Below are 16,574 nucleotides of genomic sequence, written 5' to 3'. Positions count from 1 at the left end.
TTTGGAGGTGCCAATATGGTAGATCAAAGAATTCCCTGGAATCAGTATTTTATGGCTCAAGCGGTACTGTTATCTTTAAGAAGTACTTGTACGCGTCTGGAAGTTGGAGCTACTTTAGTAAAAGATCGTCGTATCATTGCTGGTGGATATAATGGGGCAGTTAGCGGAGATAATCATTGTATCGATCATGGCTGTTACGTTGTGGATGGTCATTGTATTCGGACCATTCATGCTGAAATGAACGCTTTATTACAATGTGCTAAATTAGGTATTTCAACGGATGGTGCCGAAATTTATGTTACGCACTTTCCTTGTTTACATTGTACGAAAGCTATTTTACAAGCAGGAATTAAAAAAATCTATTATCTACATGACTATCATAATGATCCTTATGCAATCGAGTTAATTCAAAAACTTGGAGTAGAGATTCAACAAGTGAAGTTGGATCCAAAGTATTTTGAAAAACTTACTTCCATTACCAAATAGTTTTAAGCATTGCGATTTTTCATGGATAAACCAAATAGCCTATTGTACGCTTTTTACCGTCTGTAGCTACTATGGCTTGGTTTTATCGCAATTGATATTGTTACTCATAGCAGGATATGTATTCATTTATTTATTATATGCTAGAAAAGTTACTTTATGTATTTTGAGCCTTATTGTACTAATTTTGTGCTTAGGAAGTGGCTATTTGCAAAGACATCAGCAGTCGCCAAGTAGTCAGTTGCTTCAAACGGAATGCCTTATCTATCCAGATTCGGTGACAGTGAATGGTGATTTATTAACGGCAGATGGGCGTATGAAAGGAAAATTAGTCCGACTTCAAATTCAATTAAAATCTGAAAATGAACAGCAAAAGTGGCGAATGGATGCCCCTAGCTTTACCCGTTTATCTTGTACGGGTCGTTTTCAGTCAGTAAATACTTCTCGTAATCAGCATGCCTTTGATTATGAGAAGTATTTGCAAGATAAAAATTATTTCGGCTTGTTTGTTGTTGAAAAATATCGTGTGCTTTCTGGTTCAGCTGGGCAAACTTTGCTATCTCAATTACGTTTTTATTGCATAAAGCAAGTACATGAACAATTATCAAGAAAAGCAAGTCAATACGTGCAAGCTTTGGTATTTGGATATAAAAATCAGGATTTTCAAGAAATGCAATCTCTGTACAGTATGAGTGGTATTTTACATTTATTTACGATCTCAGGTATGCATGTCATTTTCTTCTTGGGATTATTCGATTATTTTTTTCGTCGCCTTCATTTATCTTTTGCGCAAAGAATGCTACCGTTTATTGTTTGTGCATTGACGGCTATGTTTTTATTTGGTATTTCGATGAGTGTTTTACGAGCAACTTTTACGTATTTACTCACTTATTTACTGAATCATCTTTCTATCAAGTTATCCCGTTTAGATCGATTTAGCATCGTCCTCTTAATTTTAATGGTTATATTTCCAAATACGCTCTTAGTTTTATCAGGTCAGCTATCACTACTTGTCTCATTTTTGCTGATTTTTATACCGCATGCAAAATCAAAATGGCAGTCGCTTCTTTTCATGCAATATTTACATGTATTAACTGCACCATTTTTGTTTTGTGTCTTTTTTCAATGGCCGATTTTAGGTGGGATATTAACCGCTGTTTTTTCCTATCTATTTACTTTTCTTTTATTACCTTATTGTTTTGGATTGTTTCTACTAACTTTTATCCCACCATTGCTGCCATTTTTTAATCTGCCTTTTGATTGGATTGTCAAAGGAATCGAGTATAGCTTACAATTTTTAGTGAATTTTCAACTTCATTTTGGGACTATCCCTAGTTGGTTGGTCGGTATTTGTTTGATTTTAGGATTATTATTCCTGCAATCAAGCTATCATTATCTTGTGCCGGTTATCTGTCTGTTCTTACCTTTTTTATATTTTTCATTTACGCATCTGTTTGTGCGTGTGACTTTTGTAGATGTTGGGCAAGGGGCGTGTAGTGTGATCCAGAGCGCATTTAATCAAGAAGTTATTGTAATTGATATTGGAGGTAAAATAGCAATGGAGAAGAAAGGGTGGCAAAAAAGAAAATCAAAGCCGAATTGTAACTATTCATTAGTGCCATATCTCAAAGGGGAGGGTATTCACCGCATTGATGCACTGGTTCTTTCGCATGGAGATATGGATCATATGGGTGATTTGTTGCCTATATGCGAACAATTTAATGTTAAAAAAGTTTATCTAACAAAAGGTGCACATCATAATGAAAAAATCAACCGAAAATTAAAGCAGCTTCCAAAGCAAACAAAAATTTATGAAGTTTTAGCCAACCAAATTATCGGTCATAAAATACCATTACAGGTTTTGGCGCCTAGTAAAGCTGGTTTAGGAGAAAATAAAGATTCTATGGTACTTTACACGAAAATTCATACGCTATCTTTCATGTGGACGGGTGATTTACCTAAAGAAGGTGAGATTGAGTTGATAAGGAAGTACCCTACACTTAAAGTGGATATCTTGCATGTTGGACATCACGGAAGCCATACTTCAACAGATGCAACCTTTATTCAACAGATTCGGCCGCAAATGGCTATTATCTCGGTCGGTGAGAAAAATCGTTATGGTCATCCTCACCAACAGACAATCCAAACGCTAAAAGAAAACCATGTGCAAATTAGGCGAACTGATCAGCTTGGCATGATTCAATATCGTTGGCATTTTTCTTCGCACATTAAGGAATATCTTGGGCATTAATTTACTAAATTTGTTATAATGTATGTAGAAAAAAGTGGGAAAGGAAATATTTCATTGAGTATACAACAGTCATTACAGGCTATTTCGCAACAAGCACTAGCTAATCTTTATTTGGTAAGCGGCCAGGAAAAGTATTTAATTGAAGAAGTCAAAAAAGCATTTATGAATCGTTTAAATGTACAAGAGGATGATTTAAACTTTGCTGCTTTTGACGGGGAAGAAGTAGATATGCAAATTGTACTTGAGGAAATCCAAGCAAGTCCTTTTTTTGGCGATTATCGGTTAGTCTTTTTAGAGCATCCCTATTTTTTAACAAGTGACAAGCGTGCCATAGAGGAAGAACAGTTAAAACAATTGATTCACTATTTCCAACAACCGAATGAATCGACAATATTTGTTTTATTTGCAGATTATCCAAAATTGGATGAACGCAAAAAAGTGACAAAAGCTTTAAAGAAAAATGCGAAGATTATTGATGTGCAATATTTAAAAGAAAATGAAGTACGACAATATTTCCAACATTTTTTAGAAAACGAAGGTATGACATTTCCTAGAGAAGTGTTGGAATATTTTTTGAAACAATGTGATTTTCAACTTTCTAGAGTGATTCAGGAATATCAAAAGTTACATTTATTTTTAGGTGAGGACAATCAAGTAAGTAAAAATGATATTGACCGATTAATACCTAAAACCCTAGAGCAGAACATTTTTGAATTATCCCAATATATATTGCATCATCAAACGAATTCAGCTTTGCAATTATTTCATGATTTGAGCATTCAAAATGAAGAGCCGATTAAACTAATTGCAATATTAGTTGGCCAATTTCGTTTACTCATTCAAGTGAAATATTTGATGAAACAAGGGTATCAGCAAGGAAATATTGCGGATATGCTGAAAATCCATGCTTATCGTGTGAAATTAGCGATGCAAGAGGTTAGAAAATATCAAATGCATGATTTATTACACTTATTTGATCAATTAGTCGAGTTGGATTACCAAATAAAGTCTGGTCAGGTAGAAAAAAACTTTGCCTTTCAAATGTATTTATTAAAAAATTGCTAAAAAAAATCCACGGTTTTTAACCGTGGTTTTTTTATCGATAGCATTATTTAGCTAATTTTTTGCTTAAACGAGATTTATCACGACCAGCTTTGTTTTTGTGGATTAATCCTTTTGATTCAGCCATGTCGATCGCTTTGATTGCTTCTTTGTGTAACTCAGCTACGTTTTCAGCACCAGCTTCAACAGCTTGTTCGAATTTCTTAACAGCTGTACGCATTGCGCTTAATTGAGATGAATTCTTAGCATTAGCAGCTTCACTTGTACGAACACGTTTGATTGCAGATTCAATGTTTGGCATTTATTTCACCTCCGATAATTAGTTCTTATACGAATTTCGTATAAATCAACAATTGTCATTATACCTAATGGCGGCACGCTTTGCAACAATAAGTTGTAAAGAATTTTTACTTAACACAAATTTTTTTGTTTTTGATGAAGGAATGATTAAAATAGATAGATATTTACAACAATAGTTACGATATTTGATTTAAATGAGAAACTTTTTAGATAATTGTTTAAAACTTTCTTAAGGTCAAATATACACATCTTTCTTTTTTTATGCTATCATAACAGGTGGAGTAAATTTATGGTGGTGAATTATTTGAGTATTGCACTATTTATAACCGTTGCCCTTGTATTAGGGGTGATTTTTGTTAACGGTTGGACAGATGCGCCAAACGCGATTGCTACTGCGGTATCTACAAGAGTTTTAGCTCCTAATTTTGCAATTTGGATGGCTGTAGTGATGAATTTTGCGGGTGCCTTAGTAATGACATATTTTAATGCTCAAGTTGCCGAAACTATCAGTAATATTGTGAGTTTTGATGCACAAGGAATACAGGCTGCACAAGTCGCCTTAGCCGCTTCATTGTTTGCAATTGTTGTATGGGCAGTAGCAGCTTGGTATTTTGGTATTCCAACAAGTGAATCGCATGCGTTAATTGCCGGTCTAACTGGAGCAGCGATGGCCTTAGGTGGACTAAACGCAGTTAATGTTGATGAATGGCTTAAAGTTATTATCGGTCTAGTCGTTTCAACAATTATGGGATTTTTTGGAGGTTACTTATTAACTAAATTATTAGTATTAATATTCCAAAATATTCCTCGAAGAAAAGCGAATAAATTCTTTACAATTGGTCAAGCTATTTCGGCTGCTGCTAATGCCTTTTTACATGGTGCGCAAGATGGTCAAAAATTTATGGGCGTATTCATGTTAGGATTATTTTATAATGGGTTAGCAGACAAAACTGGCAATGGCTTTACTATTCCGCTTTGGGTGATGGCGCTTTGTTCAATTACCATGGGATTAGGAACCAGTGTTGGTGGAATGAAGATTATTAAGTCAGTAGGTATGGATATGGTTAAGTTAGAAACTTACCAAGGTTTTTCAGCAGATTTAAGTGCGGCGATATGCTTATTCTTAGCTTCTGTATTTGGTATTCCAGTTTCAACAACCCATACGAAAACAACAGCCATCATGGGGGTTGGTGCCTCAAAACGCTTAAGTAGTGTCGATTGGCGCATTGTAAAAGAAATGATTTTTGCTTGGGTAATGACATTCCCTGGTTGTGGGGTTATTGCCTATGTAATGGCTAAGTTTTTTGTAGCTATTTTTTAAGGAGAATTTATTATGGCAAGAAGAAAAAAGTATGATTATTTTAAGACATTAGAGAATATTGCAGAGAATGGCTATAAGTCAGCAGAAGTTCTAGAAAAAATAATGCAAAATTATTCTCTAGACCATTTAGAAACTGAATCAGAATTGATCCATCACTTAGAAAAAGAAAATGACAGATTAATTTTAGAATTAACTAATGAATTATATGATGCCTTTATCACACCGATTGATCGCGAAGACATCATGCTGCTAGCTGAATCACTTGATGATATTTTAGATGGAATTAATGGCATTACATATATGTTTGAAAATCTATCTATTAAAGAATTGCGTGCGGATACAGATTTATTTGCTAACTTGGTTGTAAAGGCAACAAAGGGTGTATTAGATGCAATGCGCGAATTCCCTAAATTTAAAAATTCCAAAAATTTACGTGATTTATTAAAAGTTGTGAGAAATACTGAATCTGAAGCAGATCGATTATTCAGTCGTTTGAAAAAAGAATTATTCTCTGGAGATAATGATTTGTTAGAAATTATCAAATGGAAAGAGATTTATGAGCGTTATGAATGGATCTCAAATAGTACTGAAAATGCAGTAGACTTAATTGGTAATTTAATCATTAAAAATACTTAGTAACTTATATAAAAAAGTAGCTTATCCAATGCGATAAGCTACTTTTTTTTAATGTATCTTTAAAAAATCATAGTTAAAATAATTATGCTTCCTAAGATGATACGATACCATCCGAAAACCGAAAAATCGTGTTTCTTAATATAATCCATTAAGAACTTAATGACTAAAACAGAAACGATGAAGGATACAATCATACCTGTTAATAAAATGAAAGTTGATTGTAAGTCAAAGAAGTTACCGTTTTTGATAAATTTAAAAATCTTAAGTCCACTTGCGCCAAACATTGTTGGAATTCCTAAGAAGAAAGAAAATTCAGCGGCCACATATCTTGAAGCGCCAATAAGGATTCCACCTAGAATAGTTGCACCAGAGCGAGAAGTTCCTGGAATTAATGCTAAAACTTGGAAGACACCAATCATAATCGCTGCTTTGTAGGTGAAACGATTTAAATCAGTACATTTAGGTTTGATATTGCGATTACGATTTTCAACCCAAATAAAGCCAATACCGTAAATAATCAACATAAGTGCAACCGGGAATGGTTTATAAAGATGGGCATCTAACCAATCGTCAAATAAGAGCCCGATAACTGCAGAAGGAAAACAAGCAACGACTACTTTTAACCACAAATCCCAGGTTTGTTTTTGTTCTAGTTTACTTTTTTGTTGATCAAAAGGGTTTAGTTTATTAAAGTATAAATAAACAACTGCCATAATTGCCCCTAATTGAATGACTACATTAAACATCGAAGTAAATTCTTTGCTGATTTGCATTTTTAAAATATTATCAACAAGAATTAAGTGTCCGGTACTACTAATAGGAAGCCATTCTGTGATTCCTTCTACGATACCAAGGATGATTGCTTTTATAAAATTTGCAAAGAACATCTAAAAATCCTCTCTATTCCGTTTTTTCGGAAAGTTTAGCTAAACCATTTTCTTTAAAAGATTTATCACCAATTGTTTCGATACTAAACTGTCCATTTTCATAGTTTAAAATAGAAATTGAGCCATTGTCAATATCAATTCTTAAACCATTTGATTCATCGACCAAATGCATTAAAAAGGCAATAGTTAAGCCATGAGAGACGATTAGAGCTTTACCACCGCCTTGTTTTTCAACACGATAAGCGACATCTTCGAAACCTGTTAAGACACGGTTTTTTAGTTCATCATATGTCTCAGCCCAATTTGCTGTATCTGCTTCATAGATAGCTTCACAAATTTCTTTGTAGCTGACTTGATTTGCGATTAATTCATCATAGGTACGATAATTTAAGACACGAGGTAAAACACCCCACATTTCAGCATCATATCCGCCTTCAAGTGAGCCAAAATTCCATTCTCGAATTCTAGGATCTGTGTGATAAGGAATGTTTGCACCGTTTTTATGTTTAGAAAGTAAAATGCGCATTGTTTGAATCGCACGTCCACTATCACTTGATACAGCTTCAACAAAATCAATATCTTGAATCCCAATTCCTGTACCTTCTATTCCATGGACACCAACAGCAGTAAGCGGCGTATCACACCAGCCTTGAACGCGTTGTAAAGTGTTGAACATTGTTTTTCCGTGACGTACAATATAAAGTTGTGTTTTAGCCATAAGAATCTCCTCCTATTTGAAACCTCTTAAAAATGGATTGGTTTGCTTTTCGTGAATGATTGTTGTAGGTAAGCCATGCCCTGGATATACTGCAAAATCGTCAGGTAAAATTAGTAATTGCGTTTGAATGCTATGAAGTAATTGTTCAAAGTCACCAGTTGGCAAATCAGTACGTCCAATGCTGCCGTTAAACAAAGCATCACCAGATACAACAAAAGTATCGAAAATAAAACTTACAGAACCGTAAGAATGTCCAGGGGTTGGGACGACTTTAAAATGAATACTTCCTAATTGATAGTCGGTCATTTCAAATAAATAATCCGCAGGTCTAGCAGTTATACGACCAAATTCTGGATGATTTCCTGAAAGATTCATTACCGGATCAGATAGCCAAGCGTTTTCTAGTGGATGGACATATACTGGAATATGATAATAATCACGTAAAGTATCAACTGCACCGATATGATCATAATGAGTATGTGTTAATAAGATTGCTATTGGTTTAATTCGAATTTCTGAAATCAATTGAATAATCTGGGGAGCATCTTCGCCCGGATCAATAATTAAAAGTGTATCATCGTTATATACAAGATAACAATTTTCTTGAATTGGGCCAGTAGCTAGTCCTTTGATATGCATGCAAATTCCTCCTTTGTGACGAATACAAATATAGTATATCTTAAATTGAGATTATAAACAATGAAAGTGAAGGGGATTTAGAATTTTATAATTATCTGAAAACAAAATAATAATTTGTTTATAGTCAGTTAAAAATATTCTATAAAAAAATATTTTATACAATATTTTGCTATAATATTTAGTAAGGTTGGTGGTAGTAATGAAAAGAAATTATTTATTAATTGTTTTCGTATTTGTCTTGCCATTGCTTTTGGGCGGATGTAAGGATAATGAACAAAAAATCAATCCTGTTAAAGCAACTACCAGTCAAATGAAAAAGCAAGAAGATATCGTAAATGATTTTATGATTATGCAAGTGGATAATCAAGGCTTTCCACAAAGTCAAGGTGTGTTTGACTATAAAAAGGGTGTTTTGCATATCGTCAAACAATATATCCCTGAAATTCAAAGTTCAGAAGAAGATACGATGTTACAAGAAAAGCGGAATTATCGCCAAAAAATAGCAGCAGATTTTCAAAAGACATTTCCTAATCAGCAGCTTGAACAGGAGCCTTACTCAGTTTATCAGCGTTCTATAAAAAATTGTAAAATCACTGATGACGGGAACCATCTTTATATCCATTCGAGTGATTATAGTATCCGCTTTGATTATGTGACCGAAAATAAGTTAATTGATGAAAATTATGTAGAATATCAAATATACCGATAAATGAGCAGACCGTCTAGCGTGTTTGTTCATTTTTTGTTAGACTGAGATTGAAAGTAGGGGTAGGATGCAAAGTAAAAAAGTTTCAGTAAGAGAATTAGTTGCTTTTGTCCATAATGAAGAAAGCATTGATAACCGCAAACAAAGTAATCATACTGCACTTGAAGGAAGTAAAATTCATCGAAAACTACAGCAATCAATGGATGAGAATTACCAATCGGAAGTATCCTTAAAAACGGTTTATCAAGGGAAACAATTTGATATTCAGTTAGAAGGTCGGTGTGACGGAATATGGCAAAAGGAAAATCAAATTATTATCGATGAAATCAAGACGGGTGAACACACTTTTGAGCAATTAGAAGATGCGACACTGCAGCTATTTATGGCACAGGCAAAAATTTATGCTTACATTTATGCCTTGCAAGAAAAGTTAGAAGAAGTTGTCGTGATGGTACGTTATTTTTGTACACAAGATGAAAAAATCGATAAATATCAAAATCAATATAGTTTCGATGAATTAAATGATTATTATCAAGAGACAATGAAAGAATATGAAAAGTGGCTCATATTCTTAGATAAATATCGGCAAAATCGGCAAAAAAAATTACAAGCATTACAATTTCCCTATAACAATTATCGAAAAGGACAACGTGAATTATCCATTGCAGTCTATCGTACATTGTCCCAAGAAAAATGTTTGTTTATGGAAGCACCTACGGGAACGGGAAAAACATTATCAACCCTTTTTCCTGCACTGAAAGCTATGGGAGAATACAATCAAGGACGTATTTTTTATCTAACAGCCAAAACGATTACAAGACAAGTTGCTTTAGATACGATGAAGTTATTTGAGGAGCAACAAAGTGAAATTAAAACGATTGAAATTTCAGCTAAAGAAAAAATTTGCTTCATGAATGAGTGCAAATGTAATCCGGATTATTGTCCCTTTGCAAAAAATTATTACCAAAAACAAAAATTAGCGATTTGGGATTTATTAAATAATGGGCATTTCTATTCCCGTGAACAAATTAGTGAAGTTGCAAAGAAATATGAATGTTGTCCTTTTGAACTTAGTCTTGATTTAAGTCTGTATTCAGATGTCATTGTGTGTGATTATAATTATCTATTTGATCCACAAGTCTATCTGAAACGCTTTTTTGAATTAGAAGAAACGGATAGCTATTTTCTTGTTGATGAAGGGCATAATCTTATTTCAAGAGCAAGAGAGATGTATTCTAAAGCGTTAAGTCTGCAATTGATTAAAGATTTTAAAAAGCTTTTACCCAAACATCACCGCAAACATCATAAAATACTACAACAATTCATCGAATATTGTGAGGAATCAAGAAAACTTTTAAAAGACCGAGACTATTTGTTTCAAAAAGAACTGCCTGATAAATTAATTGATTTAGGTTATCGATGGAGTGAATATTTTCGAGATTTTTTATTGGAATTAAAAGACGAGATTCCTACTTGGTTGCAAAATCTATATTTTGATTTAATGAGTTTTTTAAAAATCTCGGAATATTATGATGACCATTTTTCGTTTTTAGTAGAACTGGTTAACCATGAGTTGCAATTTAAAATTTTCTGCTTGGATCCCGCTCACTTCATTAAGCAGAAGTTGGATTTCGGAAAGGGTAGTGTTTTGTTTTCAGCTACTTTATCACCTGTACAATACTATCAAAATTTATTAGTAGGACATACAGACGATTTAACGTTTAGACAATCTAGTCCCTTTAATCAGAATCAATTTCAAGTATTAGTAGCTGATTATCTACCAATGACTTATAAATATCGTAGCCAAGTTGTAGATTCTTTATGTGAATTGATTAAAAAAGCGACGGATATCAAAGCGGGTAATTATTTTTGCTTTTTCCCTTCTTTTTCATATATGGAAGAAGTCTATCAGCGCTATATCCAATTGTATCCAGAAGCTGAGGTACTCATACAAAGTCGTGAATTGAAAGATGTGGAGAAGGAAGCATTCTTGGCTAATTTTCAGGCACAAAATGAGCAAGTCGTCCTTGGTTTTTGCGTGTTAGGTGGTGTCTTTTCAGAAGGAATAGATCTAAAAAAGAACCGATTAATTGGCTCAATCATTGTTTCTGTTGGCTTGCCACAAATTTCCAAAGAACAAGAAGAATTAAAGAGATATTTTGATGAGAAAAATCAGCAAGGCTTTTATTATATCTATCAACTACCTGGATTTAATAAGATGATGCAGGCGGCAGGCAGGGTGATCCGAACTGAAGAAGACCGAGGGGTGATTCTATTAATCGATCAGCGCTTTAGTCGTAAGGATTATATGCAGCTTTATCCTTCGCATTGGTCAAAAGGTGTAGTTGTGCATGATTTATTTAGTATGTTAAATCAGTTGAAACAATTTTGGTATTAAAAGACGCTCAACAGTATGAATGGTAGACATATTGTTGAGCGTTTCTTTATTCTTTAATTTGAATACCTAATACTTTCAGATGATTGCTACCGACTAGTTTAATGATTAATTGTGCCATTTGCTTTGGAGAAAAACTAATTTCTTGATTAATCCACCAGTGTAAACTTGCCATAAAGGTCGAACTCATATATTCAATTATAAAATCAATAGGAACGATAAAGTCTTTTTCCCGAATTTCAACTTGGTCAAAAATATTGGCATAAGTGGAACGAAGGATTTGACTGATTTGTTTACGTAATTGTTCATTACCATGCGCATTCAAGACTGTTTTAAAAAAGACGCGATTTGCTTGAATTTTCTCAAAAATATGCGTGATGATTTGTTCAATGGTATGTAATTGTAATTGATTGGTCTTGCCAAGTTGGACAGGAGCTAAAACCATCATAAATTGCTCGACCGCTTCTTTAAAAATATAATCATAGACATCTTGTTTGTCTTTAAAGTGAGCGTAAAAGGTTGCACGATTAATCATGGCTTGGTTGGCAATATCTGAAACTGTAACGTGTTCATACCCTTTTTCTTCCACAAGATTGATAAAAGCCTCTAAAATCATTTTTCTTGTTCTTTTCGTACGTAAATCTTCTTTTTTCAATTTATTCTCACCAAATTTCAATTTTTTTCAACAAATAATATTTGTCTGTTGTTTATCTCACAAATGCTTTTTTATTGTCGATTGCTTTTTTAATCACGAATTTTTAAAATATATTATGTATTATATCAAACACTTTGCTCAATATTCAACAGGTGTTGGAAATCTAATTTATGATTATTGATGATAGTTTGAAAGAAAAAGGGTGGAAACATGAGAATAGGAATTGATGTTGGCTCAACGACAGTCAAAGTGGTCATTTTAAATGAGGATAAGCAACTCATATTTAAAAAATATCAAAGACACTTTGCTGATGTGGCAAATTGTGTATTAGATGTTTTAAAGCAGGCACAAAAGGTATATGATGGTCCGGCAAAATTAACAATCACTGGTTCAGCAGGAATGGGATTAGCTGAAATATTGGACTTAGCTTTTGTGCAAGAAGTGATTGCCTGTACGGAAGCGATTGAAGAAAAAATTCCACAAACCGATGTCGCTATTGAATTAGGAGGCGAAGATGCAAAGATTACTTTTTTTGAAGGTAGTTTAGAACAAAGAATGAATGGAAGTTGTGCTGGCGGGACAGGAGCATTTATCGATCAAATGGCTGCACTATTACAAACCGATGCCGTTGGTTTAAACGAGTTAGCAAAAAATTATGAACAAATTTATCCGATTGCTTCTCGTTGTGGCGTATTTGCCAAAACCGATGTACAGCCCTTAATCAATGAGGGAGCTTCCAGAAATGATATTGCTGCCAGTATTTTCCAAGCAGTTGTGAATCAAACGATTGCTGGTTTAGCGAGCGGCCGTAAAATTAAAGGAAATGTCGCTTTTTTAGGCGGTCCTTTAACTTTCTTATCTGAGTTACGCCATCGTTTTATCGAGACCTTACAATTGTCGTCTGAACAGGTTATTTTCCCGGATGATTCACAGTATTATGTTGCGGTTGGTGCGGCTATTTTAGCAAATAATGGACAAACCCGAACGATTGATTCATTGATTCAACAATTAGAATCAGAGAAAAATGCCAGTGTGAGTGTAAGTCAGACGCTGCCACCTCTTTTTAAAAATCAAGCAGAATTGGCTGAATTTCAAAAAAGGCATCAGGAAAGTACTGTCTCTTACCAATTACTTTCTCAGCAAAAAGGACCGCTGTTTTTAGGGATTGATGCTGGTTCAACCACGAGTAAAGTTATCTTGATTAATGAAAACTCCCAAATTTGCTATCAATCGTATGGCAATAATAAAGGTAAACCATTGGAAAGTGTCATCGAAGTTATCCAAGACATTTATCAAAAATTACCTGAAGATTGTTATATTGCCAAGTCCTGTGTTACCGGTTATGGTGAACATCTGATTAAGCATGCATTAAAGCTTGATTTAGGTCAAGTTGAAACCATTGCTCACTATAAAGCTGCGAATCATTTTCAACCAGGAGTGGATTTTATTTTAGATATTGGTGGTCAAGATATGAAGGCGATGACCATAAAAGACGGGGCTTTAAGTGCCATTCAATTAAACGAAGCTTGTTCATCAGGTTGTGGTTCATTTATTGAAACTTTTGCCAAAAGTTTAAATTATGATATTGAAGATTTTGCTAAAATTGCTCTTACCTCTGCTCATCCGGTTGATTTGGGCTCTAGATGTACGGTCTTTATGAATTCAAAAGTAAAGCAAGTCCAAAAAGAAGGCGCAAGTGTAGCAGATATTTCAGCTGGACTATCCTATTCAGTCATTAAAAATGCCCTATTTAAAGTGATCAAAGTCAGAAAGCCAGAAGATTTAGGCGAAAAAATCGTTTGTCAAGGCGGTACTTTTTATAATGATGCTGTTTTACGTGCTTTTGAATTATTATCTGGTCGCCAAGTCATCCGTCCGAGTATTGCTGGGTTAATGGGGGCGTTCGGTTGTGCGCTGATTGCTTTAGAAAATGCCGAAATTGATGAAAAATCTCAAATGGCTACACAAGAAGAATTAGATCACTTTACTTGTGAAAAAGAATTTACTCATTGTGGTCTATGTGAAAATAATTGTATGCTAACTGTCACACTTTTTAACGATGGCCGTCAATTTATCACTGGTAATCGTTGTGAACGTGGGGCTAAAATTAAAATCCCTAAAGAAAATCGTCGTACCAATTTAGTAGATTATAAGTATCGTCGAATATTTAGATATCGCTCATTAAAAGATAAAGATGCAGTATATGGTACATTAGGTATTCCTCGGGTGTTAAATATGTATGAAAACTACCCATTATGGCATACAATCTTCACTAAAGTTGGGTTTAAAGTCGTTTTATCGCCGCGGTCGAATAAAGAATTGTTTGAAAAAGGGATTGAAACGATTCCAAGTGATACAGTTTGTTATCCTGCTAAGTTAGTTCATGGGCATATTCAAGCGCTTATTGAACAAAACGTCGATCGGATTTTTTATCCAAGTGTTGTATTTGAGCAGAATCAATTTGCCGATGCCCAAAATCATTTTAACTGCCCGATTGTCCAAAGTTATCCAGAAGTGATTGCAAATAATTTTGATGAAATTAGAGCAGGAAAAGTAGATTATCGTCATCCTTATTTCGATTTATCTAAACCTGAAGTGGTTGCCCAAAATCTAGCTGAATGTTTTAATGATTTTCCTATTTCCATAGTAGAATGGCAAACAGCGGTTACTGAAGGGTTTGCGGAATTAACGAGGTGTCGTGAAGATATTCAACAAAAAGGGGAAGACTTGCTTGAAAAAATGTTGTCGAAAAATCAACGAGGCATTGTTTTGGCAGGCCGGCCTTACCATTTGGATCCAGAAATTCATCATGGAATTGCAGAAATGATGATTCAAGAAGGTTTCCACGTGTTTACTGAAGATAGTATTGCACATTTAGGGGATGTTGAAAAATTACGTGTAGTTAATCAATGGATGTATCATTCGCGTTTATATGCTGCGGCCAAGGTAGTCAGTCATACACCAAGCTTGGAACTTGTACAATTAAATTCTTTTGGATGTGGGATTGATGCGGTGACCTGTGATCAAGTGCAAGAAATATTAAATCGTCATCATCGACTATATACTGTTTTGAAAATTGATGAAGGAACTAATTTAGGTGCTGTTCGGATTCGCCTACGTTCTTTAAAAGCCGCTATTGATGAAAGAGAACAAAAATCTATGCTTGATTATAGCGAAGTTGTCGTGCCAGATTCGATTGTGTTTACAAAAGAAATGAAGAAAAAACATACTATACTTTTACCAATGCTTAGTCCAATTCATCAAGAAGGTTTATTAGACCAAGCCTTTCAAGCGTGTGGTTATAATGTCGTATCTTTACCGACTGAAAATTCTCAGGCTATTGATGTGGGGTTACGTTTCGTGAATAATGATGCATGCTATCCCGCAATTATTTCCATTGGCCAATTATTAGAAGCGCTCCAAAGTGGGGAATATGATTTAAACAATACTTCAGTCATGTTGACCCAAACTGGTGGTGGTTGTCGCGCTACGAATTATATCCCGTTGTTGCGAAAAGCATTAAGTGATGCAGGGTTTGCCCAAATTCCTGTTATCTCACTATCAATGGGAAATAAAGGTGTTGAATCCTCACCAGGCTTTAAATTAACGATTCCGCTCGTCAAACGAATTGGGCTTGCTGCGATGTATGGTGATTTATTTGAACGTGTGGTTTATCGCACAAGACCTTATGAGAAAAATCAAGGTGAAGTGAATCATTGGTATGAACATTACTTAGAAATTGCTAAAGAAGATGTTCGCAAAGGTTCATTTTCACGTTTCAATCATCATATGAAACAAATTATTCGCACTTTTGATCAAATTGAACTTCTAGATATGATAAAACCGCGTGTTGGAGTTGTAGGTGAAATCTTAGTGAAGTATTCGCCAATTGCAAATAATAATATTGTTGAATTGTTAGAATCAGAAGGGGCTGAAGCAGTTGTTCCTGATTTGATAGGCTTTATGAACTATTCTTTATACAATCAAGTTTGGCGTAGTAAGTATCTTGGTCAGAGTAAACAAGCACAATATTTATCTAGTTTAGCCCTTAAAATTATTGAAGAGTTAGAAAAACCAATGCATAAGGAGCTAGAGAAGTCTCAACGTTTTGACGGTATTGCATCGATTAAACATTTGGCACAATCGACGCAGGAATACATTTCGATTGGTAGTCATACAGGAGAAGGTTGGTTCTTAACAGGCGAAATGATACATCTATTAGAATCAGGAGTTGATAATATCATTTGTATGCAACCATTTGGCTGTTTACCAAATCATGTCGTAGGTAAGGGGATGCTTAAAACCTTACGTGAATCTTTCCCAAATGCCAACATTACAGCAATTGACTATGATCCGGGAATATCGATTGTGAATCAGTTAAATCGTATTCGTCTAATGTTATCAACTGCCAATAAAAATTTACAAAAAACATAATAGTTATCATGCAGTCTAGTACGAATCATTAGGCTGCATGATTTCTTTAATGTGCGTGTATTTTTTAACTATTGCCAAACAGCTAGA

13 protein-coding genes are annotated in these 16,574 nt (G+C 34.4%); 8 read left to right on the top strand and 5 right to left on the bottom strand.

The genetic code is table 11. The features are described 5' to 3' along the window. Positions 1–15 precede the first annotated feature (15 nt). The 3 genes from I567_RS10885 to holA are packed head-to-tail and all read left to right on the top strand — an operon-like array spanning position 16 to position 3,799. The gene (locus I567_RS10885; RefSeq protein WP_016252278.1) at positions 16–486 is read left to right on the top strand and encodes a ComE operon protein 2; all 471 of its coding nucleotides are present in this window, start codon (positions 16–18) and stop codon (positions 484–486) included. Then, positions 458–2,734: a DNA internalization-related competence protein ComEC/Rec2 gene (locus I567_RS10880; RefSeq protein ID WP_016252277.1), complete on the top strand. Its 2,277-nt coding sequence runs from the start codon at positions 458–460 to the stop codon at positions 2,732–2,734. Before I567_RS10885 ends, I567_RS10880 begins: the two co-directional genes overlap by 29 nt. Positions 2,735–2,788: 54 nt before the next feature. Next, a complete protein-coding gene (holA, locus tag I567_RS10875; RefSeq protein WP_016252276.1) occupies positions 2,789–3,799 on the top strand; it encodes a DNA polymerase III subunit delta in 1,011 nt (336 codons plus the stop codon). Between the two features lie 43 nt (positions 3,800–3,842). Here holA and rpsT read toward each other — a convergent pair whose 3' ends face one another. Next, positions 3,843–4,097: a 30S ribosomal protein S20 gene (gene rpsT / locus I567_RS10870; protein WP_016252275.1), complete on the bottom strand. Its 255-nt coding sequence runs from the start codon at positions 4,095–4,097 to the stop codon at positions 3,843–3,845. A 288-nt stretch (positions 4,098–4,385) separates the two neighbouring features. Here rpsT and I567_RS10865 point away from each other — a divergent pair, with 288 nt between their 5' ends. Both I567_RS10865 and I567_RS10860 read left to right on the top strand, forming a co-directional pair. Then, complete coding sequence (locus tag I567_RS10865) at positions 4,386–5,417, top strand: inorganic phosphate transporter (protein ID WP_016252274.1); 1,032 nt, start codon at positions 4,386–4,388, stop codon at positions 5,415–5,417. Between the two features lie 12 nt (positions 5,418–5,429). Further along, the gene (locus I567_RS10860) at positions 5,430–6,053 is read left to right on the top strand and encodes a DUF47 domain-containing protein (RefSeq protein ID WP_016252273.1); all 624 of its coding nucleotides are present in this window, start codon (positions 5,430–5,432) and stop codon (positions 6,051–6,053) included. A 59-nt stretch (positions 6,054–6,112) separates the two neighbouring features. On the opposite strand, the gene I567_RS10855 is transcribed toward I567_RS10860, so the two are convergent. The 3 genes from I567_RS10855 to I567_RS10845 are packed head-to-tail and all read right to left on the bottom strand — an operon-like array spanning position 6,113 to position 8,297. After that, positions 6,113–6,940 (bottom strand): undecaprenyl-diphosphate phosphatase, encoded by an 828-nt coding sequence (locus I567_RS10855; RefSeq protein ID WP_016252272.1) that lies wholly within the window; start codon positions 6,938–6,940, stop codon positions 6,113–6,115. A 13-nt stretch (positions 6,941–6,953) separates the two neighbouring features. Beyond that, a complete protein-coding gene (locus I567_RS10850) occupies positions 6,954–7,658 on the bottom strand; it encodes a histidine phosphatase family protein (RefSeq protein ID WP_016252271.1) in 705 nt (234 codons plus the stop codon). 12 nt (positions 7,659–7,670) lie between these two features. Further along, positions 7,671–8,297, bottom strand: a complete 627-nt coding sequence (locus tag I567_RS10845; protein ID WP_016252270.1) for an MBL fold metallo-hydrolase — start codon at positions 8,295–8,297, stop codon at positions 7,671–7,673. A 199-nt stretch (positions 8,298–8,496) separates the two neighbouring features. On the opposite strand from I567_RS10845, the gene I567_RS10840 reads away from it, so the two are divergent. Together I567_RS10840 and I567_RS10835 are read left to right on the top strand one after the other, a co-directional pair. Then, positions 8,497–9,006: a hypothetical protein gene (locus tag I567_RS10840; RefSeq protein ID WP_016252269.1), complete on the top strand. Its 510-nt coding sequence runs from the start codon at positions 8,497–8,499 to the stop codon at positions 9,004–9,006. A gap of 64 nt (positions 9,007–9,070) precedes the next feature. Next, positions 9,071–11,401: an ATP-dependent DNA helicase gene (locus I567_RS10835; RefSeq protein ID WP_016252268.1), complete on the top strand. Its 2,331-nt coding sequence runs from the start codon at positions 9,071–9,073 to the stop codon at positions 11,399–11,401. Between the two features lie 46 nt (positions 11,402–11,447). Here the strand turns inward: I567_RS10835 and I567_RS10830 are convergent, their stop codons facing one another. Beyond that, complete coding sequence (locus I567_RS10830) at positions 11,448–12,053, bottom strand: TetR/AcrR family transcriptional regulator (protein WP_016252267.1); 606 nt, start codon at positions 12,051–12,053, stop codon at positions 11,448–11,450. A gap of 210 nt (positions 12,054–12,263) precedes the next feature. On the opposite strand from I567_RS10830, the gene I567_RS10825 reads away from it, so the two are divergent. Beyond that, the gene (locus I567_RS10825) at positions 12,264–16,487 is read left to right on the top strand and encodes a 2-hydroxyacyl-CoA dehydratase (RefSeq protein ID WP_016252266.1); all 4,224 of its coding nucleotides are present in this window, start codon (positions 12,264–12,266) and stop codon (positions 16,485–16,487) included. Positions 16,488–16,574 lie beyond the last annotated feature (87 nt).

Origin of the sequence: Enterococcus cecorum DSM 20682 = ATCC 43198 (assembly GCF_000407565.1) — a bacterium.
Lineage (GTDB): Bacteria > Bacillota > Bacilli > Lactobacillales > Enterococcaceae > Enterococcus_E > Enterococcus_E cecorum.
Note: the sequence above shows the minus strand (reverse complement) of the source record. Positions and strands in the feature narration are given on the sequence as shown.